Annotated in this window: 22 protein-coding genes; 9 read left to right on the forward strand and 13 right to left on the reverse strand. The window is 52.2% G+C overall.

Annotation, left to right across the window (positions count from 1 at the left end):
• The first annotated feature begins 25 nt into the window (after window positions 1–25).
• The 5 genes from JJD41_RS15125 to JJD41_RS15145 all read left to right on the forward strand — a co-directional run bounded on the left by JJD41_RS15125 (window position 26) and on the right by JJD41_RS15145 (window position 4,398).
• On the forward strand, window positions 26–439 hold the full coding sequence (locus JJD41_RS15125; RefSeq protein WP_200667905.1) for a hypothetical protein: 414 nt from the start codon (window positions 26–28) through the stop codon (window positions 437–439).
• A gap of 98 nt (window positions 440–537) precedes the next feature.
• A complete protein-coding gene (locus JJD41_RS15130; RefSeq protein ID WP_200667907.1) occupies window positions 538–870 on the forward strand; it encodes a DUF6825 family protein in 333 nt (110 codons plus the stop codon).
• 132 nt (window positions 871–1,002) lie between these two features.
• Window positions 1,003–2,808: an AarF/UbiB family protein gene (locus tag JJD41_RS15135; protein WP_200667909.1), complete on the forward strand. Its 1,806-nt coding sequence runs from the start codon at window positions 1,003–1,005 to the stop codon at window positions 2,806–2,808.
• A gap of 95 nt (window positions 2,809–2,903) precedes the next feature.
• Window positions 2,904–3,641, forward strand: a complete 738-nt coding sequence (locus tag JJD41_RS15140; RefSeq protein ID WP_200667911.1) for a Stp1/IreP family PP2C-type Ser/Thr phosphatase — start codon at window positions 2,904–2,906, stop codon at window positions 3,639–3,641.
• A 577-nt stretch (window positions 3,642–4,218) separates the two neighbouring features.
• Window positions 4,219–4,398, forward strand: coding sequence for an NblA/ycf18 family protein (locus tag JJD41_RS15145; protein WP_200667913.1), 180 nt, complete (start codon window positions 4,219–4,221; stop codon window positions 4,396–4,398).
• Window positions 4,399–4,840: 442 nt separating this feature from the next.
• Here the strand turns inward: JJD41_RS15145 and JJD41_RS25390 are convergent, their stop codons facing one another.
• Window positions 4,841–4,972 (reverse strand): hypothetical protein, encoded by a 132-nt coding sequence (locus JJD41_RS25390; protein ID WP_255547335.1) that lies wholly within the window; start codon window positions 4,970–4,972, stop codon window positions 4,841–4,843.
• 135 nt (window positions 4,973–5,107) lie between these two features.
• Here JJD41_RS25390 and JJD41_RS15150 point away from each other — a divergent pair, with 135 nt between their 5' ends.
• The gene (locus tag JJD41_RS15150; RefSeq protein WP_200667915.1) at window positions 5,108–5,989 is read left to right on the forward strand and encodes a universal stress protein; all 882 of its coding nucleotides are present in this window, start codon (window positions 5,108–5,110) and stop codon (window positions 5,987–5,989) included.
• A gap of 108 nt (window positions 5,990–6,097) precedes the next feature.
• On the opposite strand, the gene JJD41_RS15155 is transcribed toward JJD41_RS15150, so the two are convergent.
• The 3 genes from JJD41_RS15155 to JJD41_RS15165 all read right to left on the reverse strand — a co-directional run bounded on the left by JJD41_RS15155 (window position 6,098) and on the right by JJD41_RS15165 (window position 8,085).
• Window positions 6,098–6,556, reverse strand: a complete 459-nt coding sequence (locus tag JJD41_RS15155; protein WP_200667917.1) for a hypothetical protein — start codon at window positions 6,554–6,556, stop codon at window positions 6,098–6,100.
• 34 nt (window positions 6,557–6,590) lie between these two features.
• Window positions 6,591–7,799, reverse strand: a complete 1,209-nt coding sequence (locus JJD41_RS15160; RefSeq protein ID WP_200667919.1) for an anhydro-N-acetylmuramic acid kinase — start codon at window positions 7,797–7,799, stop codon at window positions 6,591–6,593.
• A gap of 106 nt (window positions 7,800–7,905) precedes the next feature.
• Entirely contained in the window at window positions 7,906–8,085 is a 180-nt protein-coding gene (locus JJD41_RS15165; RefSeq protein WP_234488848.1) for a hypothetical protein, read from the reverse strand.
• A gap of 92 nt (window positions 8,086–8,177) precedes the next feature.
• On the opposite strand from JJD41_RS15165, the gene JJD41_RS15170 reads away from it, so the two are divergent.
• A complete protein-coding gene (locus JJD41_RS15170) occupies window positions 8,178–8,951 on the forward strand; it encodes a tetratricopeptide repeat protein (protein ID WP_200667923.1) in 774 nt (257 codons plus the stop codon).
• A gap of 9 nt (window positions 8,952–8,960) precedes the next feature.
• Here the strand turns inward: JJD41_RS15170 and JJD41_RS15175 are convergent, their stop codons facing one another.
• The 3 genes from JJD41_RS15175 to JJD41_RS15185 all read right to left on the reverse strand — a co-directional run bounded on the left by JJD41_RS15175 (window position 8,961) and on the right by JJD41_RS15185 (window position 13,617).
• Complete coding sequence (locus tag JJD41_RS15175) at window positions 8,961–9,986, reverse strand: ABC transporter permease (protein ID WP_200667925.1); 1,026 nt, start codon at window positions 9,984–9,986, stop codon at window positions 8,961–8,963.
• 149 nt (window positions 9,987–10,135) lie between these two features.
• Window positions 10,136–11,770, reverse strand: coding sequence for an ABC transporter substrate-binding protein (locus JJD41_RS15180; protein WP_200669213.1), 1,635 nt, complete (start codon window positions 11,768–11,770; stop codon window positions 10,136–10,138).
• A 167-nt stretch (window positions 11,771–11,937) separates the two neighbouring features.
• Complete coding sequence (locus tag JJD41_RS15185; RefSeq protein WP_200667927.1) at window positions 11,938–13,617, reverse strand: ABC transporter substrate-binding protein; 1,680 nt, start codon at window positions 13,615–13,617, stop codon at window positions 11,938–11,940.
• A 289-nt stretch (window positions 13,618–13,906) separates the two neighbouring features.
• Between JJD41_RS15185 and JJD41_RS15190 the strand changes: the two genes are divergently transcribed.
• Window positions 13,907–14,254: a low temperature-induced protein gene (locus JJD41_RS15190; RefSeq protein WP_200667929.1), complete on the forward strand. Its 348-nt coding sequence runs from the start codon at window positions 13,907–13,909 to the stop codon at window positions 14,252–14,254.
• Window positions 14,255–14,608: 354 nt separating this feature from the next.
• Window positions 14,609–15,829 carry a geranylgeranyl reductase gene (gene chlP, locus JJD41_RS15195; RefSeq protein WP_200667931.1) on the forward strand — a complete coding sequence of 407 codons (1,221 nt, stop codon included), beginning with the start codon at window positions 14,609–14,611 and terminating at the stop codon, window positions 15,827–15,829.
• On the opposite strand, the gene JJD41_RS25395 is transcribed toward chlP, so the two are convergent.
• From JJD41_RS25395 to JJD41_RS15220, 6 genes are all read right to left on the reverse strand, one after another.
• A complete protein-coding gene (locus JJD41_RS25395; RefSeq protein ID WP_255547337.1) occupies window positions 15,826–15,960 on the reverse strand; it encodes a hypothetical protein in 135 nt (44 codons plus the stop codon). The two genes, chlP and JJD41_RS25395, sit on opposite strands and share 4 nt — an antisense overlap.
• A 280-nt stretch (window positions 15,961–16,240) precedes the next feature.
• Window positions 16,241–16,981 carry a response regulator transcription factor gene (locus tag JJD41_RS15200; RefSeq protein ID WP_200667933.1) on the reverse strand — a complete coding sequence of 247 codons (741 nt, stop codon included), beginning with the start codon at window positions 16,979–16,981 and terminating at the stop codon, window positions 16,241–16,243.
• Window positions 16,982–17,169: 188 nt separating this feature from the next.
• Window positions 17,170–17,778 carry a molybdenum cofactor guanylyltransferase gene (locus tag JJD41_RS15205; RefSeq protein WP_200667935.1) on the reverse strand — a complete coding sequence of 203 codons (609 nt, stop codon included), beginning with the start codon at window positions 17,776–17,778 and terminating at the stop codon, window positions 17,170–17,172.
• Between the two features lie 52 nt (window positions 17,779–17,830).
• A complete protein-coding gene (locus tag JJD41_RS15210; RefSeq protein ID WP_200667937.1) occupies window positions 17,831–18,886 on the reverse strand; it encodes an anthranilate phosphoribosyltransferase family protein in 1,056 nt (351 codons plus the stop codon).
• A gap of 117 nt (window positions 18,887–19,003) precedes the next feature.
• The gene (locus tag JJD41_RS15215) at window positions 19,004–19,993 is read right to left on the reverse strand and encodes a LysR family transcriptional regulator (RefSeq protein ID WP_200667939.1); all 990 of its coding nucleotides are present in this window, start codon (window positions 19,991–19,993) and stop codon (window positions 19,004–19,006) included.
• A 381-nt stretch (window positions 19,994–20,374) separates the two neighbouring features.
• Entirely contained in the window at window positions 20,375–20,620 is a 246-nt protein-coding gene (locus JJD41_RS15220) for a carbohydrate porin (RefSeq protein WP_234488850.1), read from the reverse strand.
• Window positions 20,621–20,655 lie beyond the last annotated feature (35 nt).

Below are 20,655 nucleotides of genomic sequence, written 5' to 3' on the forward strand. Positions count from 1 at the left end.
TCTAAACAAACTCTGAAGATCCCCAATGAAATCCCTCGCCAACACCAGTATGGCGATCGCCGCGATCGCCGCGATCGTGCTCGGATCCGATCGACGGGCGATCGCCCAACTCGCCCCCCGTCCCTGGGTATCCGTCGGCATTGAAGACAGCGAACCGACCTTTTCCGTCGGCGTTCGCGCCCTCGGATTTGGCGCCGAACTCGGCTTGACCAATGACAGTACCGTCGGCGTCGATGTGATGAAATTCATCAACCCGCCATTTATCAGTCAAGTATCCGGTTATGTCGGCGTCGGACTCTACGACGATCCCGACTCCGACGATCGCGACCTTGCCTTTTCTGGAGGCGTCCAGGTCTTCCCGGAAGGTAATATTTTTTTCGGAGCCGGGTATCACAGCATTCGCGGAATTAACGGACAAATTGGCATCAAACTGTTTTAGAGGCGATCGATCCGTACTTCTCGGTCGCAAAGCCGACATCAGATCGAGCAACCAAGTTATAATCTTTGGCGAGATGCATGTAGGGAGCTTTGGTCAGCATGAGTAAACCTGAAGTCAACGCCTTTTTCGTCGGTCGAGCCCTGGCTCAAGCCATTGGCGAACAAGTAGAAAAAACGCTGACCCAAGCCCTCAGCGATTTAGGCAAATTCGATGCCGAACAACGAGAGCGCTTGCACGCCTTCATGGAAGAGGTCATGCAACGCGCCCAACAGCAAGCGGCGGCGACCCACCCGAGTGCTAACGCTGCTGAAGGTGACTTTAACTTTGCAAACGAACCCGAAGGGGACTTGCAAGCGACCATCGACGAATTGCGCGCTGAAATTGCTCGGGTCAGAGCCGAATTGCAACGCTATCGCAGTCGATCGCAGTAGGGTGGTTTTCCTTTCTATTTAGGAAGACTTCAATCCCCGAATTTTACTGGCAACTGCGCCGCGAACTCCCCGCATTGCTCCATTTCTCCGTATCCATTCCGATCGCCCGAATCAATCAAGTTGGAAACCCGCGTGTCTGCTATCTCTGACGATTCCCTCGACCGCCAGCATTCCCGGCAGCATCATTCCCGAGAGAATGCGCGTTCGGTCAGTGGAGAAAGTTCATCTCAAATCGAACCCATAGAACAAATACAACTGAGCGTACATCAACAAGGGGCTTATCGCTGGAATCGCCCGAACTACTCGCGCAATCGGCGACGCCTGGAAATTTGGGCGTTCGTTTTGCGCTTTCTGTTCGAGTTGTGGTACGACAGCAAACCGTGGACCTATCGTGGCGGTTACAGCGAGGAAAAACGGGCGCGACGGCGCAGGCGACAGGCGATTTGGATTCGCGAGTCGATGTTGCAACTCGGTCCGACGTTTATCAAATTGGGTCAATTGTTCTCGACGCGATCGGATTTATTCCCGGCGGAATATGTCGAGGAACTGTCCAAACTGCAAGACCGAGTTCCGGCGTTTAGCTACGAACAAGCCGAAGCGATTGTCGAGCAAGATTTCGGGCGCAAGGTCGGCGAACTGTTTCGCGCCTTCGAGCCCATCCCCCTCGCCGCAGCCAGTTTGGGGCAAGTTCACAAGGCGCAGTTACATTCCGGGGAAGAAGTGGTCGTCAAGGTGCAGCGTCCCGGACTGAAGCGCTTGTTTCAAATCGATCTGGCGATCGCGCGAACGGTGGTGCGCTATTTCGACAACCACCCGAAATGGGGACGGGGCCGCGATTGGATCGGCATTTACGACGAATGTTATAAAATCCTCTACGAAGAAATCGACTATCTCAACGAGGGACAAAACGCCGACACTTTCCGGCGGAATTTCCGAGATCGCGACTGGGTGAGGGTTCCGCGCGTTTACTGGCGCTACACGTCCCCCCGGGTTCTCACCCTCGAATATGTTCCCGGGATTAAAATCAGCCACTACGAAGCCCTCGAAGCGGCGGGACTCGATCGCAAAGTCCTCGCCCAACTCGGCGCCGAAGCCTATTTGCGGCAGTTACTCAATCACGGCTTTTTCCACGCCGATCCCCATCCCGGTAATGTGGCGGTCAGTCCGGAAGGGGCGTTAATTTTCTACGATTTCGGCATGATGGGACGGGTTCGCCGGGATATCCGGGTGAAAATGCTCGACTTGTTTTTTGGGATTGCCAAGAAAAATGCCGAAGATGTGGTGACGGCGTTGGTGGAATTGGAAGCCCTCTCGCCGATGGACGATATGGGTCCGGTGAGGCGATCGATTCAATACATTCTCGATTACTTGATGGATAAGCCGTTCGAGGAACAGTCGGTGACGGCGATTAGCGACGATCTCTACGCGATCGCCTACGACCAACCTTTCCGGTTTCCCGCCACTTTTACGTTTGTCATGCGCGCCTTTTCCACGTTAGAAGGGGTCGGAAAAGGGTTAGATCCGGACTTCAACTTTATGGAGGTTGCCAAACCTTTTGCAATGCAAATTATGAGTAACGCCAATTCCAGCGATCGCAATACCTTTTTCGACGAACTCGGACGCCAAGCTGCTCAAGTCAGTAGTACGGCCCTGGGTTTACCCGGTCGCATCGAAGATACGATCGAAAAACTCGAACGCGGTGACGTCCGGGTACGGGTACGCTCGATCGAAACCGATCGCGTGCTGCGTCGCCTCGGTAGCATCCAAATGGGAACGAATTTAGCTTTGTTGGTCAGTGCGTTTACCCTGTCGGCGACAATTTTGTTAGTCAACGATAAAATTTGGCTGGCGTTGGTGGTGGCTTTAGTGGCGATCGCCCTAGCGGGGAGCTTGATTCGCTTACTCATGAGTGTCGAGCGCTCCGATAAGATGTTTTAGAGGGGGTTTCCCTCGGGCGCACCGCGATCGCACGTTTTAGCTGCGCGTGGCGTATTTTGGTTAGTTTTCACGTATTTTCACGCCTACAGTTGATTATGAAACGATATTTTGCGGGTCTCACGGATACGGGACTCGTTCGCGCCGTTAATCAAGATGCATATTACATCGACGACTCCGAAGGACGATTTTTTATCGTCGCCGACGGTATGGGCGGTCATGCTGGGGGTCAAGAAGCGTCGCGAATTGCAACTGAAACGATTCAAACCTATTTAATCGAGCATTGGGATTCGTCGGAAAGTTCCGAAGAGTTATTGAAAGCGGCTTTTTTAAAAGCGAACGAAGCGATTATTCAGGATCAGTTAGACCATCCCGAACGGTCGGATATGGGAACTACTGCCGTCGCCGTGATTTTTCGGGACGAAGACGGCCCGTGGTGCGCCCATATCGGCGATTCCCGCCTCTACCGCCTGCGCGGGGCGAACCTCGAACAGATTACCGAGGATCATACCTGGGTGGCGCGAGCCCTCAAGGCGGGACATTTGACCTCGGATGAGGTGCGGACTCACCCCTGGCGCCACGTGTTATCTCAATGTTTGGGCAGACAGGACATTCAGGAAATTGAGGTGCAGAGGTTGGACGTACAGCCGGGCGATCGCCTGTTGTTGTGCAGTGATGGCTTGACGGAAGAGCTCTCGGATAAAAAGATCGAATCGATCCTCAAATCGATTCGCGCCGGGGACCAAACGGTTAAAAATCTCGTCAGCGCCGCTAAAGATAAAGGCGGGCGGGATAATATTACCGCGATCGCCATTACCCTCGAAAATGTCACTTAAACGGAATTTCGCTCCCCCCCCACGGTCGTATTCCCCCCGATTTTAGGGGCGCCGATCGCCTCTCCCCTCGATCCGAGTCGAAAACGCTGCATTCGACTCGGATCGTCCTGCTTTCGTAGGGAGATCCGGATCGCCCGATCGCTTAAATCGTCTGTCGGGCGATCGCCGCGCGTTTATTTTTTTCCCAAACGATAACCCTTTCACTTCTCGCACCGATGGCGAGGGAATCGCGATTTGATTTCCCGCTTTTGTCCGGGATTGTTAACGCTTTGCCTCGGGATTTACTCCCGTTCCGTTCAATCCGAGCATTTTTACTCGGGTCGAGTTGATAAAAGGACATCAGAACCCCTCTGTTCGGAAACTTTTCGGCGATTCGTGTCATCTTTTATTCACAAGACGACGCCCTAAACTGGGCAACTTGTCAAACGATTGTTATAATTTGTAACATCGGGAAACCGCCGTAGGGCCAACAGGGAATCCTGACCCCTAAGAAGGACTCCCGAAACAAGAGACAAATCCAGTCAATCCGGCTGGATAGCGCTTGTCAAAACCGACCGATAAAACTTGGAGGTTACCAATGGAACAAGTACCTTTAGAACTCTCCTTAGAACAAGAATTTAACGTCCGCAGCTTTGAGGATCAAGTCGATCGCATGAGCCGCGATCAAGCCCAATACTTCCTTAAAGAACTGTACAAGCAAATGTTGATGCGCGAAAATATGTATCGGCATTTCCTCAAACAAGAGTGGGAATTATAACCCGGTTTACGGGTTGTCATCCCTTACGTGGGTCAACCGAGTCAACGACCTCCTTCTCTTGCTCCGTTCTCTGTTTGCGAGAACCTAAAGCTGGGGATGTCGGGGCGTTTAACTCCCCGCGATCGCGTCAGAAGTACGGCGCCTACTGCCGAGAGAGTTAACGGGGATCGGGTATCGAGTATCGCTCCTTTTCATGGCTCAATTTGACTGTTGTAACGGCTATTGTTCTCCGATCGCCCTTCAAAAGGAGAACGGGACGTGGGACGGACGCCTGGCGATCGACCGTCGATCTTTTTGAGAGAATCGAGTCGCGAGTCGGTGAAGATCGCGGCGATCGAGGCCGACGAGAGTTGTTCTAAAAATATCTGATAAAACCAATAAGCTGCTACGGGGATTAAAAACGGCGAAAACTGAGGGTTTTTGCGCTCAAAAGATAAGCAAATTAAGTGTTTTGACCGACAATCGGACGCTGAAAGTCGGGGCGATCGCGGATGTAATCAGAGCGCCACGAGCGACGATCGCCCGAACCGGAACCGGAGTGAGCGTCAATGAGAAGTGCTAGAATTTGAAACAAATCGCCCCGATCGCGCCTAGATCTGCAAGAGATCGGCGATCGAATCGAGTCCTATCGTGGCATGACCCAGCGATTTCAGGCGTCGCTCGATGTCTGCATTTGAGAGCTTCAAAGTTAAATCTTAATCAAAACAGAATGTTTAGGCGGCTTTTAGTTTGTACGGATTTTGCGGATGGTCTGCATCGTTTGGGGAACTTCCTCCCCAACTTGGCGGCAGGGGGGATCGAGCAAGTAGTTTTTCTACACGCCGTTCCCTTGTGGACAAAAGGTCAAATCCCTCGCGAAGATACGGAAAAAATGGAGCGGGCGCGCGATCGCCTGAGCCGTTCGATCCCCGAAACCGTTCCGGAGGGTATAGAAGTCGCGGTCGAATTGCTCTCGGGTCCGGCGAGCGACAAAATTGTCAAAATCGCTAAAAAGTACCAAAGTGACTTAATCGTCCTCGGTACGTCCCACCGCAATTCCCTCAGCGAAAACCTATTTGGTAGCACGACCATCGAGCTGTCGGGACGGACGCGAATTCCCTTGATGACCTTCCCGACCGAGTTAATTTCGGCGTTGACCAGCGAAGAATTAGCCTTACGTTGCCAACACTTATTGCGTTACATTGCGATTCCCTACGACGGGGGCGATCGCTCTACCGAGACGGTGGAACGGCTCAAGTATTACGCAAAAGATCGACCCGCCAACTCCCTAGAACGCTGTTTGCTGGCCTGGGTCGTCGATGCGGGCGTCCTGCATCAAATCCCCAAAGACGAACAATTGCGCAAAGCGAACGAAACCCTCGTCCCGATTCAAGCCGATCTCGAAGCCCTCGGCTTGCAAGTCGATGTAGAAGTGCGCTTGGGCGAGCCGATCGTCGATATTTTGGAATTGGCGCAGATGTCGGATATCTGTGCGATCGCCGTGTCCGCAGACAACCTGAGCAATCTTTGGGACTGGCTGCCCTCCTTCCGCCGGGAACTGCTGCGCCGCAGTTGCGAACCGATTATTTTCTTCCCCGCCCATCAAAATTGAAAATTCGGCGTTATTCTTAACGATCGCCCATCAGGCGACTGAAACGGCACGATCGCCGCCCTCAGTCGCCTGATTTGTCGGTGGGACTAAACCGGGAGTCCCAGTTCACTAGTTTTGTTCGCTGGCAATGCGTTCTAGGGTAGCTTCCATCGCACTGACCAAGTAATGCCCCGCCATCAGACCGCTCGAATGGTGATAGGTATTCGGACTGAGGCGGTGCAGGGTTTCAAAGCCACTGCGGCGGTGTTTGCGATCGCCGAGAACCCAGAAACGTTGGACGATCGACTCCGGGGCGATCCAGCCTTCCCCTTCGACCCGACCGAGATCGCTGTGTTGGAGGACAAAAGTATACTGACGCTCCCCTAAATCGAAATGACCCCGGTACTGTAGTGTAATTTCGTGGCGATCGCTGCCGGGAAAAATTAACTTGGTCACCATATTAAACCAATCTTCCCGCGACCAGGCGACCAAAGTTTTACCCTTGACAGGCACGAGCATTCCGTTTCGTTCGAGCCAAGTGCCTTCCAAAGTCCACCGACCGGGTTCTAATAAAAAGGTGTGAGTCACGGCACAATTCCTTCAATTGCACGACTGACTGCCGTTACTGGCATTCTATGCTAGCACGCGATCGCCGAGGGACCCGATGGATTTCACCCAGCAGCCTGGGTGTTTCGGCCCCGGTACATTCGGGGAGGTTTCCCGGAATGCCTCGCACCCGCCAGTAGGCGAGAACCGCGAAGGCGATCGCTTCTTTGAAATCCGCATTGAGACCGACATCATCGGTGGTCAGCACCGAGACGGGTTTGTTTGACGTCGCCGCCAAGCGCGCTTGCAAGCGTTGTTTTAAATACAGATTGCGACTTCCGCCCCCACAAAGCAAGACCTCATCCGGTTGAACCGGGAGAAACGCACGGTAATTGACGGCAATCGAGGCGACGGTGAGTTCGACGAGGGTAGCGAGGAAATCCTCGTCGGAGAGAGCGTAGGATTGCGCCTCTTGCCAACATCGGTCTAGATAGTCCGGGCCGAAGAGCTCCCGTCCGGTAGACTTCGGCGGAGGGTGTTGGAAAAACGGTTCTTGCAACCACCGTTCGACTAGGGGTTCGCAGGGGGTTCCCGTTGCCGCCCAGGCGCCATCGCGATCGTAAGTCCGTTGACCCCGACTCAAACGCCGCACAGCGAGATCTAAGAGGCTATTCGCCGGGCCGGTATCCCAACCGAGGATCGGTTCCGGGGTCTCGTGGGGATTCGATCGCGGGGGCAAATACGCCACGTTGCCGATCCCGCCGAGGTTTTGGACGCAGCGCGTTTTCTGGCGATCGCCCAATAACGCCCGATCGACTTTGGGGACGAGGGGCGCGCCTTCCCCGCCTGCGGCAATATCCGCCGCCCGGAAGTTAGAAACCGTGGTGATTCCAGTCAACTGGGAGATCGCCTCCCCCCGTCCCAGTTGCAAACTGTAGCCGAGACGGCGCGAGCCATTATCCCGGGAACCGACAGGCGGTCGGTGATAGACGGTCTGACCGTGGGAGCCGATCAGGTCTACCGGGAGCTGTTGGGGGAGCAAGGAGAGGGCAGCCCGGGCGAATTCGCCCGCGATCGCGTCGTCGAGTTCCGCCAAAGCGGCCATCGTTAACGGTTTCCCCCCACAAACGGCTAAAATTTCCTCTTGTAAGGTGTGGGGATAGGGATGGGTACGAGCGGCTAGTAAGTTGACCTCTAAATCGAGTTCGGTTCCCGCGATCTCTACTAATGCAACATCGATTCCATCCACCGACGTGCCACTAATGGCGCCAATGACTCGGGTCATACGGTTTGGGGTTCCTCGCGATCGGCGCGAACGAGAAGATAAGGGAAGGCCAGGTCGGTCATGGGTTCGAGTAGGGTCGCTCGTGTAGATTACTGCTGTGAAAATTCTATCGCGAGATGGTTTCCAAGAGTTTGTCGCTTTTATAAGTTTTCAAGGTAGTTTTTGAGAGAAACCGCGCGATCGCCACCTTAGTGAAGCGTCTCCCCAGGAGAATCGCCTCGCCGGGGTGACAAGGGCGATCGCTGTCACTTTTCAACCCTTGAATTGTGGGGATAAATTTACTCAAAGAGAAAATCATTCCTCGCCAAAGTCGCATTCTAATTTTTACTAAAAAATGCTACAATAGTGAACTTTATAGACAATAAAAATTCCCACCCAATGCTGCGTCAATTTTACTGGTTTGCCGCCACGATATTTGCTTTCAGTTGTGCGATTCCCACTCCGGCGATCGCCCGTTTTACGCCTCTTTCTCAAAGACAATGGCCGCCTCACATCCCCACCAGCGATCGGGAAGGGTTACTTAAGAATTTCCCGGCTACCGTCGCCCAAGAGTCCGAAAATAACGAAATCGACGAAGCCGAAGAACATTATAACTTCGGTACGACCTTACAAGAAAGAGGGGATTTAGAAGGGGCGTTAGAAGAGTATCGAGAAGCGCTCCGCCTCAATCCCAATTTAGCCGAAGCTCACGTCAATTCCGGCGTTATTTTTGTTAATCGAGGAGAAATCGATCGCGCGATCGAAGCGTATGAAACGGCGATCCAAATCGATCCGGAATTGGCAGCCGCCCATTATAACTTAGGCAACGCCCTGGCTAAAAATGAAAACTTTTTCGAGGCGATCGAAGCCTACAAACGGGCGATCGAAATTTTGCCCAACTACAGTAAAGCTCATTACAACATGGGAAATGCTTGGGTCAATTTAGGCGAAGAAGACGCCGCGATCGCCGCCTATCGCGATGCCATTCGCATCGAGCCTGAATTTGCCGAAGCTCACGCCAATTTGGGCATTATTTTATATCAAAAAGGTCAAGAGCAAGAAGCACAAATGGTTTTAACCAATGCCCGGGATTTATTTGAACTCCAAGGCAATACCCAATCGGCGAATCGCGTCGAGCAAATCTTGAGTACGATCGCCCGTCCCGATAGTTAACCCCTTCAATTAATAGCGAATGCGCGGGTCGATATACGCATTTAAAATATCGATGAGAATACTCGCCAACACCACGATCGCCGCAAAAAAGACCACGATCCCCTGCACCGTCGGATAGTCGCGCAGGGAAATCGCCTCGTACAGTCGATTCGCCAATCCGGGCCAGGAAAACGTCACTTCCGTCAAAATCGCACCGCCGAGGAGCGCCGCCAAAGTCAATCCCATGACCGTAATCACTGGAATCATGGCATTTTTGAGCGCGTGGGTGACTAAAATGCGACCTTCCGGGATACCACGCGCCCGTGCTGCTTCTACATAGTCCGCTTGCAACGTTTGCTTGAGATTGACCCGGACAATGCGCTCGAAAATACCGCTAATCAGAATTCCCAAGGTCAGACAGGGAAGCGCCAGATGGTGCAAGGCGGCGAAAAATTGGTCGAACTGACCCGTCAGCAAACTGTCGATCGTGTAAAGTCCGGTAATCGTTTTTGGAACGGGAACCTCGGTGGGATAGCGGGTTCCCAACGGAAACCAACGCAGTTGAACCGCAAACACCAATTGCACGATCGTCCCAAACCAGAACATCGGAATCGAATAGGTCAAAATCCCGAACAAGCGTCCCCCCGCATCCCAAACCGTATTGGGACGGGAAGCGGACATCATCCCTACCCCGATTCCGACAATCAGGGCGATCGCCATACTCACCACCGCCAATTCTACCGTCGCCGGGAAAAAGTCGCCGATAATTTCCCACACCTGTTGTCCGCGACTGGTAATCGAAGTCCCCAGGTCAAAACTGAGCAACCGTCCCATGTAATTAACATATTGCAACCACAACGGATCGCCCAATCCCAACTGTTCGCGCATTTGCTCTTTAAATTCGTCCGACGCTTTCGGTCCGAGGATCGCATCGATGGGATCCCCGGGAGTCGCCCGCAGGAGGAGGAAAACCAAAGTGGTAATCGTCCACAACATCAACGGCGCCAACAATAAGCGAATGAGGATATAAGATTGTAAGGCTTTTGAACGAGACATGTTGGGAGTTTAGAGTTTAGAGTTTAGATTTTAGATGATTAGATTCGATCGCGCGTCTAGATGATTGATGTTCGCTACAAAAGTTCTGAATCGCTTGGCGAATAAACGAAGTTATGGATTCCCACAAAAGCGGGAATCCACGACGATCGCTACTCTTGAATTGTCGCAAAATTGACATGTTGGGTGGGTTGAAGCGCGACCCCTTCAAGATTGGGTTGGGCGAACAGATATTGCCGACTTTGCCATAAAGGAACGAACGGCACGTCGCGGGCTAAAATATCTTGTAATTCGGCAAAAATTGCCTGACGTTTTGCCGGGTCTCGTTCTTGTCGTTCGAGGTCGATTAACTCGTTAACGCGATCGCTGTAATAAAACGACCCTTGTAACTTACTCGCCCCTTCCTGACATCCGGTTTCCGCCGATCCGCGATCGCAATCCATAAACGGTTGGATGTAGTTATCCGGATCGAGAAAATCGGGAGTCCAATCTAATAAGAAGATGGGATAAACCCCTTTATCCAAATTTTGGTAAGCGGTCGCCGATTCCACACTCTTCAGTTCGATATTGACGAAACCGTTTAATTGCTGTTCCGCCGCCGCTTTAATCGTAGTAGCGACTAAACCATTGCTGGTAATATTAGAGCGATACCACAGCTCTAAATTTAAGGGATTTTGTTGTGAATATCCCGCTTGAATGAGGATTGCTAAGGCTTTTTCACCATTGCCATCGCCGTAAGTTTGAAAGACGGGTTTGTAATACTCGTCTAAGGTGGCGGGTAACAGACTGTAAATCGGTTCGATTTGTCCGCGAAAAACACGTTGTTGCAGTAAAGGACGGTTGACGATCGCGGCGATCGCCTGTCGCACTTCGGGACGGTTTAACGGTTCGCTTTGTAAATTCAAACTTAAATAATAAATGCCATTTCCCGGTCCGGTAACGCCTTTAAACTTACCCGCTTCTGCCTCTTTTTCTAACTGAGCAATTTGATCGAGATCTAACGTCCCGTAGGTTAAATCGATCGCCCCGGTTTGCAAGGCATTGTAGACGTTGGAAGCACTAGAATAGCGCCGAACATCGACGCCGAGATTGGCGGGTTTTTCGCCCCAATAGTCCTCAAAAACGTCGAATTGGATCGAATCAGTACCGTAACTGGCTAATTTATACGGTCCGGTTCCGACAAATCGATCCGGTTGGAATTTACCGTCGCCAATTTCGTAAGCCTGGGGAGAAACTGCACAAGTTCCGCTAAATGTCAAGAGGGAAGTAAAAGCTGCAAACGGCTTTTTCAACGTGACCGTCAACTCGTATTCTCCGGTCGCCTCGATCGCCTCGACGACTTCCCCCAATAAAGACGAGGGAATCCCGCCATTTTCGATAAACCGAGTTAAAGAAAACTTCATCGCTTCGGCGTTGAAGGCGGTTCCGTCGTGAAACTTCACCCCTTCGCGCAAGGGAATGGTATAGGTCAAACCGTCCTCGCCGATGGTGGGGAGTGCGGTGGCGAGTTGGGGTTCGATCTGGGTCGTCCCGGTTTTGTAGGTGTAGAGACGATCGCCCAAATTATAGAGAAAGGTTCCCGCCGCATTTTCGTAAGCATCTGCCGGATCCAGAGTTCGCACTTTGGCGATCGTGCCGATCGTAATTCGTCCGGGTTCCCCCGGAGATTGAGTGACTTGGGCGCTTTCTCGCGATCCGCAACTGACCGCCAGCAAGCAGCAGGTGGCAAACAGGGCGACAAATTGGAGGTGCGATCGCCGCCGCCGCGACTTCGGCGCGATCGCCATTCCCCAAGCGCAGATTGTACGAACGAAATTCAACTTTGACATATCCCCCAGATCCATAAACCTCGAACTCTAAATCTTATGATATAGACGTTAATTGCACAGCGTCGATCGACCCGGCAACCCAAATTCTCCCCTAGATACGGCGATCGCCGCGATCCAACCGGAGACTAAGAATCCGAGGCATTCGTTTTGCGAATCTCCCACAAGGGGAACGGTTGGGCGGGTTGCAACTGCACCCCTTCTATTCCGGCTTGAGCAAAAGCGTACTCCTTATTTTGAAATAAGGGAATATACGGAACCTCTTCGGCGAGGATCTGTTGGATTTCACTAAAAATGGCCTTGCGTTTTTGGGGGTCGCGTTCTTGGCGTTGGCGATCGATCGCCGCGTTGGCGCGATCGTTATAATAAAACGATCCTTGCGCCTGACTGCCGCCAGACACGCATCCCCTCAATGGCGACCCCTCGCTACAACTGAGAAAGGGTTGCACGTAGTTGTCCGGGTCGAAGAAATCGAGAAACCAGTTCGTGAGAAAAGTCTGATAAACCCCTTTATCGATATTTGCCGTGGCGGTGGTAAATTCGACGCTTTTGAGTTCGAGTTGGACGATTTCGCCGAGTTCGCGTTCGGCGATCGCCTTTAACGTACTCGCCAGCATCACCCGAACGGGAGACCCCGACGGATACCACACTTCTATGGTTAGAGGATTGTCCGCATCGTAACCTTCCTCGGCGAGTAAGGCTTTGGCTTCCTCGGCTTTTCCGTCGCCGTAGCGGGTTTGAAAGACGGCTTCGGACACGTCAAAGGTATTGGGAATCAGGCTGTAAAGCGGTTCGGCTTGTCCGGGACTGACGCGATCGATTAAGGCGGGGCGATCGACCAAAAACGCCAGGGCCTGCCTGACTTTAACGTTATCTAACGGCGGGGTTTGGGTGTTGAGAGTCCAATAGGTGACCGAGTTGCCGTTGGCGGAAATGACCTGCCAACCGCGTTCCGGCGCCATGGTTTCTAAGGAGCGAATTTGGTCGGGGTCGAGGGTTTCGTAACCGACATCGATCGCCCCGGTTCGGAAGGCATTATATAAGTTGCCTTCGCTGGTAAACCGTTGCAGGTCGATGCCGTCGTTGGCGGGTTTTTCGCCCCAATAGTCCTCAAACACTTCTAAGGTTAAGGAATCGGGACCGTAATTCGCCAGTCGATAGCGACCCGTTCCCACGAAGGTATCCGGTTGGAACGCACCGGGGCCAATTTGGTAATGTTGGGGGGACACCGCACAAGCGCCAGGAAAAGTCAGCAAGGCGGTAAATCCGGCAAAGGGTTGTTTGAGGCTAAAGGTTAATTCGTATTCGCCAGTCGCTTCGACGGAGTCGATAATATCGCCGAGTAAAAAGGACGGTTGACCGCCATTTTCCATGAAGCGACGCAGGGAAAAGGCCATCGCTTCGGCGTCGAAGGGGGTGCCGTCGTGAAACTTTACCCCTTGGCGCAGGGGTACGGTGTAGGTCAAGCCGTCGTCGCTGACGGTGGGTAAGGCGGTGGCGAGTTGGGGTTGGATGTCTTGGGTTCCGAGGGGATAAGCGTAGAGGCGATCGCCCAAATTATTGAGTAAGTAGCCGGAACTGAGATCGTAAGCGTCGGCAGGATCGAGGGTTCTCAGTTTGGAGGTGGTTCCCAGGACGATGCGATCGCCGATCTCGGGGGGAGGAGTCGGTGAGGGCGAATCGGCTTGAGGTTGCGGGTTACAGGCGATCGCCAGCAAGCAGCAGGTGCAAACCAGGGCGAACCATCGTCCCCATTTGAGGCGGGAAGCGAGCCATTGTTGCCAGTGACGAGAAGGCTTGGGAAACATGGAATAGAGATGGTGAAAACAGGGAAATTGCTTTTACTCTATCGGTTGGCGCTCGTCTCGGCTACTGTTTGGCGCTGGGAGACCGATCGTCCTAGGGCGATCGGTCTCACTCTACAGAGAGATCGCCCGCCCCTTCAAATCTCTCTCTAGGGGGATTGGCGATCGCACGAATTCCGTTAAATTAAAGTTAGTTCAGTTGTATCGAACTCAATTCCCCGAGTGGGGGTTGGCCGTCGGTACCATCGCTGCCCGAGCGAATTTTATTTTTGAAATTTTGGAGGTTTTTTGGATGAATTTTAGTGCTTTTAATTTTGCGATCGTCCGCCCGATCCGCTTTTTGTTGGCGATCGCGATCGCGGGCTTACTCATTTTGAGTAGTGCGTTTCCGGCTTTTGCGGCTAAAAGTCAGCCGACGGAAGGCGAAGCGAATTTGAACGAAATCCGTCAGCGATCGGAACAAGTCGCCAAAGATAGTCCGATGTCTTTAAAAGAAACTCAGAAAAGGGCGCAGAAAGGGATTAATGAGGTTCAAGGCGCCGCCAGCAAAAATAAAATGATTAGTCCGGAAGATACGCAAGAGGATAATTCTGTAGAACAGAAGGTTAAAAAAGCGGTCAAAGCTTATACTGAAAACTAAGTTCGTTTTATATAAATCTTGACCTGGCTGACAGCAACAGATCGGAGTATAAAAATCCCCGTTCTAGGAAGATGCAACCCTAGCATTTTCTCCAGAATCGCAAGCTTGCCAATTTTCCCGAGTGCGACCGTCCCGGTCGCCTTTTTTTTTGCCCGCCTAATGTCCTCTTACCACAAATGCGATCGCCTGTCGTTCAAAATTGCTGATGGTCGAGATTGACGGACTCCAAGAATTGTATCGAAATATTAAGGTCTGTTTCATTTTTGTCATATCTGCGAGAGGAGCGAAGCGGGACTTAGAAGTCCGTGGTACCATGGCTGGCGGTAACCGCAAACAGACATAGGGAGAACAGCTTTGGGACTAAGGGTTGCTGTCGTGGGAGGAGGCCCCGCAGGCTCCTCTGCCGCCGAGACACTTGCAAAAGCGGGTATTGAAACCTTCCTGTTCGAGCGCAAGCTCAATAATGCCAAGCCTTGTGGCGGTGCAATTCCACTGTGCATGGTCAGCGAGTTCGATCTACCTCCCGAAATCGTGGATCGGCGGGTGAGAAATATGAAAATGATCTCCCCGTCTAATATCGAAGTCGATATTCATTTACCCAATCAAGACGAATATATTGGCATGTGCCGCCGGGAAATTCTCGATGGCTTCATGCGCGATCGCGCCGCCAAGTTAGGGGCCACCCTGATCAACGGCACCGTTCACAAACTTGAGATTCCCTCCAATAATACCGACCCTTATACAATTCACTACGCCGATCATTCCGACGGCACTTTAGAAGGCACTCAAAAAATCCTGAAAGTCGATGTCGTCATCGGTGCGGACGGTGCCAACTCTCGGGTAGCCAAGGCGATCGAAGCCGGAGATTACAACTACGCGATCGCCTTCCAAGAGCGCATTCGTCTGCCCGAAGACAAAATGGCGTATTACCAAGATTTAGCGGAAATGTACGTCGGTAACGATGTCTCTCCGGACTTTTACGCCTGGGTGTTCCCCAAATACGACCACGTCGCCGTGGGAACGGGGACGATGAAGGTCAACCAAGCGCGCATCAAACAGCTTCAAGCTGGAATCCGCGCCCGAGCCGCGAAACGCCTCGAAGGTGGCGAAATCATCAAAGTCGAAGCGCACCCGATTCCCGAACATCCCCGTCCGCGCCGGGTTCGCGGTCGCGTGGCTCTCGTCGGCGACGCTGCGGGAACCGTTACCAAATCCTCGGGAGAAGGGATCTACTTCGCCGCCAAATCCGCCCGGATGTGCGCCGAAACGATCGTCGAAACCACCAACGCCGGACAGCGCATTCCGACGGAAGCGGACTTGCAGCTTTATATCAAGCGTTGGGATAAGAAATACGGCATGACCTACAAGGTGCTCGACATCTTGCAACGGGTCTTCTACCGTTCCGACGCCACCCGGGAAGCGTTTGTAGAAATGTGCGCCGACCTCGACGTACAGAAGCTGACCTTTGATAGCTACCTCTACAAAACCGTCGTTCCTGCCAATCCTTTGGTACAGCTCAAGATTACGGCGAAAACCATCGGTAGCTTGCTGCGAGGAAATGCGTTAGCGCCTTAGAGGGGCTTGGGAACGCTTTCTCCATCGGTCATATTTTCGGTAGCGATCGGTCGGAATGCGGGTTTTAGCGCCTGTCGTTCCGACCGATCGCCGATCGCGGGTCGCCGATGAATCCGAGCGGAGGCGAGCAATTTTCGAGCTTGATTATTGAATCCTGCTCGCTTGCCTGCTCGCTTGAACTATAGATTGTGTATAAAACCTTCAAAAAAACAGACCGAATTGGAAGCCGATCGCCCGATCGCCGCGCCAAGGCAGGCAAAGGGCGATCGCCCAGACCCCCCATAAAATCGTAAAATACAGCTAGACCAATCTGTCTAGCTGTATTTGTTTCTGTGGCTCGACCGAGATCGATCCGGGCGATCGCCGTGAAAGCTATCTTTCATTGCCTTTCCCTTCTCTATCTCGATCGCCCTATCCGGCTTCTACATCTTCCTGGCGTTCGCTAACGGGGGTATTGGGTAACTCCAAACAATAACCCGCCCCATAAACGGTTTTAATATATTTGGGATGACGCGGATCCGGTTCGAGCTTCGTTCTCAAATGTCTGACGTGAACGCGAATCGTTTCGATGTCATCGTCGGGATCGTAACCCCACACTTCTTTGAGAATTTCACTCGGCGACACCGTTTGACCGTGACGTTGGAGCAAGCAATGCAGTAACTCAAACTCCAAATGGGTCAATTTCACCGTTTGGGCAAACCAAATACATTCAAATCGTTCCGGAACCAGGGTGAGTGGGCCGTAATTGAGAATTTCCGTATGTTTCGCCGCTTGGGGAATGCGATCGGTTCGGCGCAACAAGGCGCGTACCCGAGCGAGCATTTCCTCAACTTCAAACGGTTTCGTCAGGTAGTCGTCAGCCCCTGCATTAAAGCCCTCGACTTTATCCTGAGTTTGACCCAAAGCCGTCAACATTAATACGGGGATGTCGGCAGTTCGTTCGTCGCGGCGCAGACGCTGACAGACAGTAAATCCATCCACGCGAGGCAGCATCAGATCGAGCATGATCAAATCGGGCAGAAGCTGGAGCGCTAGAGCCTGACCTTTGATGCCATCTTCAGCTTGGCTGACTTCGTAGCCAGCCATTTCGAGATTGACGGCAACTAATTCGGAAATCGCAGGGTCATCGTCGATGACGAGTATCCGGGGCATCATTCAAGGGTTTGAACTACTGAGTTTGTAAAGGTTCGCAAGTAACCTATTGAGAAATCTATAGATTCCTGTACAGATTATAAGCAAGGATTCCAAAATCTTTCCAAAGAATCCCTGGGAACTCGGAGCTAAAGTCAGTTTTTTTACTCATTTGAGGATCCTCGGCGGGGCGATCGCCCCCCAAAACCCTAATTTTGCAGCGCTCGAAACGCTTCCGGGGTATTGATATTGAGCAACATTTGTGATTCGGCTGAGTTCAAGGCGATCGCCTGCACGGGAAGCTCGCTCAACCCCCGTTGGAACGATCGCCCGCCCCGAGCGACAAACCCTTGCAGGTGCGGCAGAATCGGCGATCGGTAAAAACCGCATGTCGGCTGCCACAAACCGTCCTGTTGCGGGACCGACGCCAGAATCTCCGGGGAAAGGGCATCTAATTGGGCGGCCCAGCGTGCCACGATCGCTCCGTCCAAGAACGGCAAATCGCACGCCAGCAACAGTACCCACTCGCTCTCGACCTGCGCCAAACCGTCGCATAACGCCACTAACGGTCCTTCTCCGGGATGGAGTTCGTCGAGAAAGGCGATCGTCCCTGCTCCCCAGGAGGGCAATTCATTTAAAAATTGATAGCGTTCGGGCCACGGGGTCAGGATGCAGACGCGATCGCAACAGTGGCGCGCGACTTCGCAGACTTTCTGCAAAAATGTCCGACCTCCAACAGTGAGGAGGGCTTTGTCCTGCCCCATCCGCGAACTCGAACCGCCCGCTAGAACTAAGGCAGTGAGGCGATTTTTGAGCATTGTAGATTGTAGATTGTAGAGTACCAGTTATTTTTTGCGTTGAACCTACATTTTAACTGGCGGCGATGGCTTCGGCGATCGCCCCCACTTTAGCGAGAATGTGACCTTCGCTCAACGCTTCTTTAGCAATTTGCGTGCCGATTTCCAAATTCGAGGCAATACCGCGATGCCACAAGTAAAAGCCCGCATTCCACAACACTGACGGCAGCAAATCGCTTTCCTCGCCCTTGAGAATATCTTGCATTTGCTCGATTAAAAAGGCTTCCGAACACAGAGGCACGTTAACGCTGCTAAAACCATAATCGCGCGCGTGCAGCAGCAACCGTTCTAACTCGTCGTGGGGCGATCGTTCCGGATGCTTCACCCCGACGATCGCGGCGCGATCGCGCGGTAAATCGCAACTGCCTTCCAACCCCTTCACCGTCGTAAAATGGGCTTGTCCGCGCAACCGGAACGCTTCGCGAAACATATTTTCCGTGGGAGGATGGACGAAACCCGAGACGATCTGGGCATTTCCGGCATAAGGACACCAGATTAACTCCAACGTGGCGATCGGGGGGCGCTTGCCGATTTGCTCCCGGTACGGAATCAGACTCGCCGCTTCGGGAAAATGAGCGGGTACATACACAAAACCGATCCCGGTTTTTTCAAAGACTGCCTGAGTTTGCGCCAGATCGAGCGATCGCCAGTCAATCCCCAATCCCTGCCAGAGATCGATTAAAGGGACGCCGTATTTCGTCGGCATTCGATCGCCCCCGTGCATGACCACCGACTCCCCCGCATTGGCTAAAATTAATGCCGTCAGGAGGGTTACGGGGGCCGTTCGCGATCGCCCGTCATAAGGCACCCCCAAAACGATCGCCTCGATTCCCGCGATCGCCCCTAAGTGCGGTCCGAACTCGTCGTAAGCATCCAACATTCCCGCTAACTCTTCCCCCGTCGGACGCTTGATTCGATGGGCGATCGAAAACGCGCCGATTTGGGCCGGAGTTGCTTCGCCGAGGAGCATCATTCGCATCGCACTCGCTGCTTCTTCCCGGTTGAGAGATTGTCCGGTATGAGGACCACTGCCAATTTTTTTGAGAAGTTCGCGAAAAGCATCACTCATGGCGAAAATAGAAGTTTAGATGTCCTTAGATTTGAGATCTTATGCTGAATCCAGTTTAAAAATTATTTTTTTCTCATTTTTACAAAGATTTACCCGCGATCGCACGATTGTTCTCCTTCAAGACACGGGAGAAGTCGCACTTTCCCGGGGATGAAATGGGTGCTGTTCGGGGACGCACTCGTGAACCAACTTCCAAAAGTATGCAATCGGAGGAATTTGTAAGCGATCGCGCGTCGTCACGATTGCCACTTGGCGATTCCAGGGAACCTGGCTATTTTCCCCGTTTTTCTCCGCCTCAAACGCCACCTCCGACGATAGAGGCGCCAGCGATCGCACTGCCAAAGTCGGATCGTGTCGGGCTTCCACCAGGGCCGATTCCGGCAGCAGGGCGATCGTGTCCCCCTGACGTACTACCCCGCGAAACGCATCCGGCGTGTTTAATTCCAACACCGCACGCAAGGGAATTCCTTGTTTTAAAAACAAATCTTGTACCAACCGTTGCATCCCGTAACCATCTTTAAACACCACTTGAGGAAAACGAGCTAATTCCGACCAGGGAATGCGATCGTATTGGGCGAGGGGATGATCCACCGCCATCAATACTTCGATGGTTTCTTCATAAAGAATATCGACCACCATTTCCGGACTGGCGGTTAAAAAACGGTTGTTCATGACGATCGCCAAATCCACTAACCCATCCTTTAAAACCTTCAGTGCGCGATCGCTTCCCAACGCCGTCACTCTTAACTGCACTTCCGGATAACTTTGACAAAATTTTTGTAAAACCGGGGGTAAATAATACGCACAAACCGAATGAATGGCTGCCACGCACAATTCTGGTTGTTTTCCTGCCAGTAAATCCGTCAATTCTTGACGCGCGTTATCCCATTCTTGGCAAATTTTACGGGCGCGCGGCCAAAAGCGATCGCCCGCCAATGTTAACTTAGCCTGAGCAGCCCGATGAAACAGTGGCAAACCCAATTCTGCTTCGAGTGCCTGAATTTGTCGGCTGATCGTCGATTGGGTCACCCCACATTGACGCGCGGATTGCTGAAAGCTTCCCGTCTCAGCAACAGCCAGAAAGGCTTGTAACTGCTCTAGGCGCATTGTTATCAATTCAATTCCATTTTAAGTCAATTTTTCAACTATAACTGAATTAAGCGTCAAATACAGTACAAATCGATACAACAATGGGAGGTTTTGAATTTTAGATTTTAGATTTTAGATAACGAAGCGAGCAAGATAAGCCATATCCGACAATCATCAAACAATAAGAGAATTAACAGCAAATTTACCTACAGCACTCGAACTTCATCTAATTGAGAATTGGGTTACAATTCTATCCTCTTACATTTTGAACCCATGTCGAACACAGGTTAAAAACATTTAAAACATATAATTTGAGGGAATAAAGAGGAGGAATCAGGGAGAAATATGGCGCTCGTATTGCCTCCCACTCTCGACTCCTGCCCCCCTTCGCGTTTTTCTTTAAAATGAAAAGGTCGTCCTCACCGTACCCATAAAAACATCATCGTTGTCATTATTTTGCTGGGGAGAGCTCAACCCAATCAAACCCGGTGTAATAGTAATATTGTCGCTCATTTGATATTTATAAAAGCCTTCGACATGAAACGGGATATCTGTAGAAAAATCGGGATTTCCCGGCACGTCGAGATCGCTTAAATACGGTTCGGCGCCGAAGATCGAGCCGCCGAGAGATCCTTGTTTACCCAAATCTGGTAAAGCAAGGGCTGGAGACAGGGAGCGAA

It is taken from the genome of Oxynema mangrovii CENA135 (genome assembly GCF_016632315.1).
Lineage (GTDB): Bacteria > Cyanobacteriota > Cyanobacteriia > Cyanobacteriales > Laspinemataceae > Oxynema > Oxynema aestuarii.

Bases quoted from the DNA above. Each gene is read 5' to 3' on its own strand.
- JJD41_RS15125 (WP_200667905.1), top strand. From the start codon at position 26: ATGAAATCCCTCGCCAACACCAGTATGGCGATCGCCGCGATCGCCGCG.
- JJD41_RS15130 (WP_200667907.1), top strand. From the start codon at position 538: ATGAGTAAACCTGAAGTCAACGCCTTTTTCGTCGGTCGAGCCCTGGCT.
- JJD41_RS15140 (WP_200667911.1), top strand. From the start codon at position 2,904: ATGAAACGATATTTTGCGGGTCTCACGGATACGGGACTCGTTCGCGCC.
- JJD41_RS15145 (WP_200667913.1), top strand. From the start codon at position 4,219: ATGGAACAAGTACCTTTAGAACTCTCCTTAGAACAAGAATTTAACGTC.
- JJD41_RS15150 (WP_200667915.1), top strand. From the start codon at position 5,108: ATGTTTAGGCGGCTTTTAGTTTGTACGGATTTTGCGGATGGTCTGCAT.
- JJD41_RS15160 (WP_200667919.1), bottom strand. From the start codon at position 7,799: ATGACCCGAGTCATTGGCGCCATTAGTGGCACGTCGGTGGATGGAATC.
- JJD41_RS15170 (WP_200667923.1), top strand. From the start codon at position 8,178: ATGCTGCGTCAATTTTACTGGTTTGCCGCCACGATATTTGCTTTCAGT.
- JJD41_RS15175 (WP_200667925.1), bottom strand. From the start codon at position 9,986: ATGTCTCGTTCAAAAGCCTTACAATCTTATATCCTCATTCGCTTATTG.
- JJD41_RS15180 (WP_200669213.1), bottom strand. From the start codon at position 11,770: ATGGCGATCGCGCCGAAGTCGCGGCGGCGGCGATCGCACCTCCAATTT.
- JJD41_RS15185 (WP_200667927.1), bottom strand. From the start codon at position 13,617: ATGTTTCCCAAGCCTTCTCGTCACTGGCAACAATGGCTCGCTTCCCGC.
- JJD41_RS15190 (WP_200667929.1), top strand. From the start codon at position 13,907: ATGAATTTTAGTGCTTTTAATTTTGCGATCGTCCGCCCGATCCGCTTT.
- JJD41_RS15200 (WP_200667933.1), bottom strand. From the start codon at position 16,981: ATGCCCCGGATACTCGTCATCGACGATGACCCTGCGATTTCCGAATTA.
- JJD41_RS15205 (WP_200667935.1), bottom strand. From the start codon at position 17,778: ATGCTCAAAAATCGCCTCACTGCCTTAGTTCTAGCGGGCGGTTCGAGT.
- JJD41_RS15210 (WP_200667937.1), bottom strand. From the start codon at position 18,886: ATGAGTGATGCTTTTCGCGAACTTCTCAAAAAAATTGGCAGTGGTCCT.
- JJD41_RS15215 (WP_200667939.1), bottom strand. From the start codon at position 19,993: ATGCGCCTAGAGCAGTTACAAGCCTTTCTGGCTGTTGCTGAGACGGGA.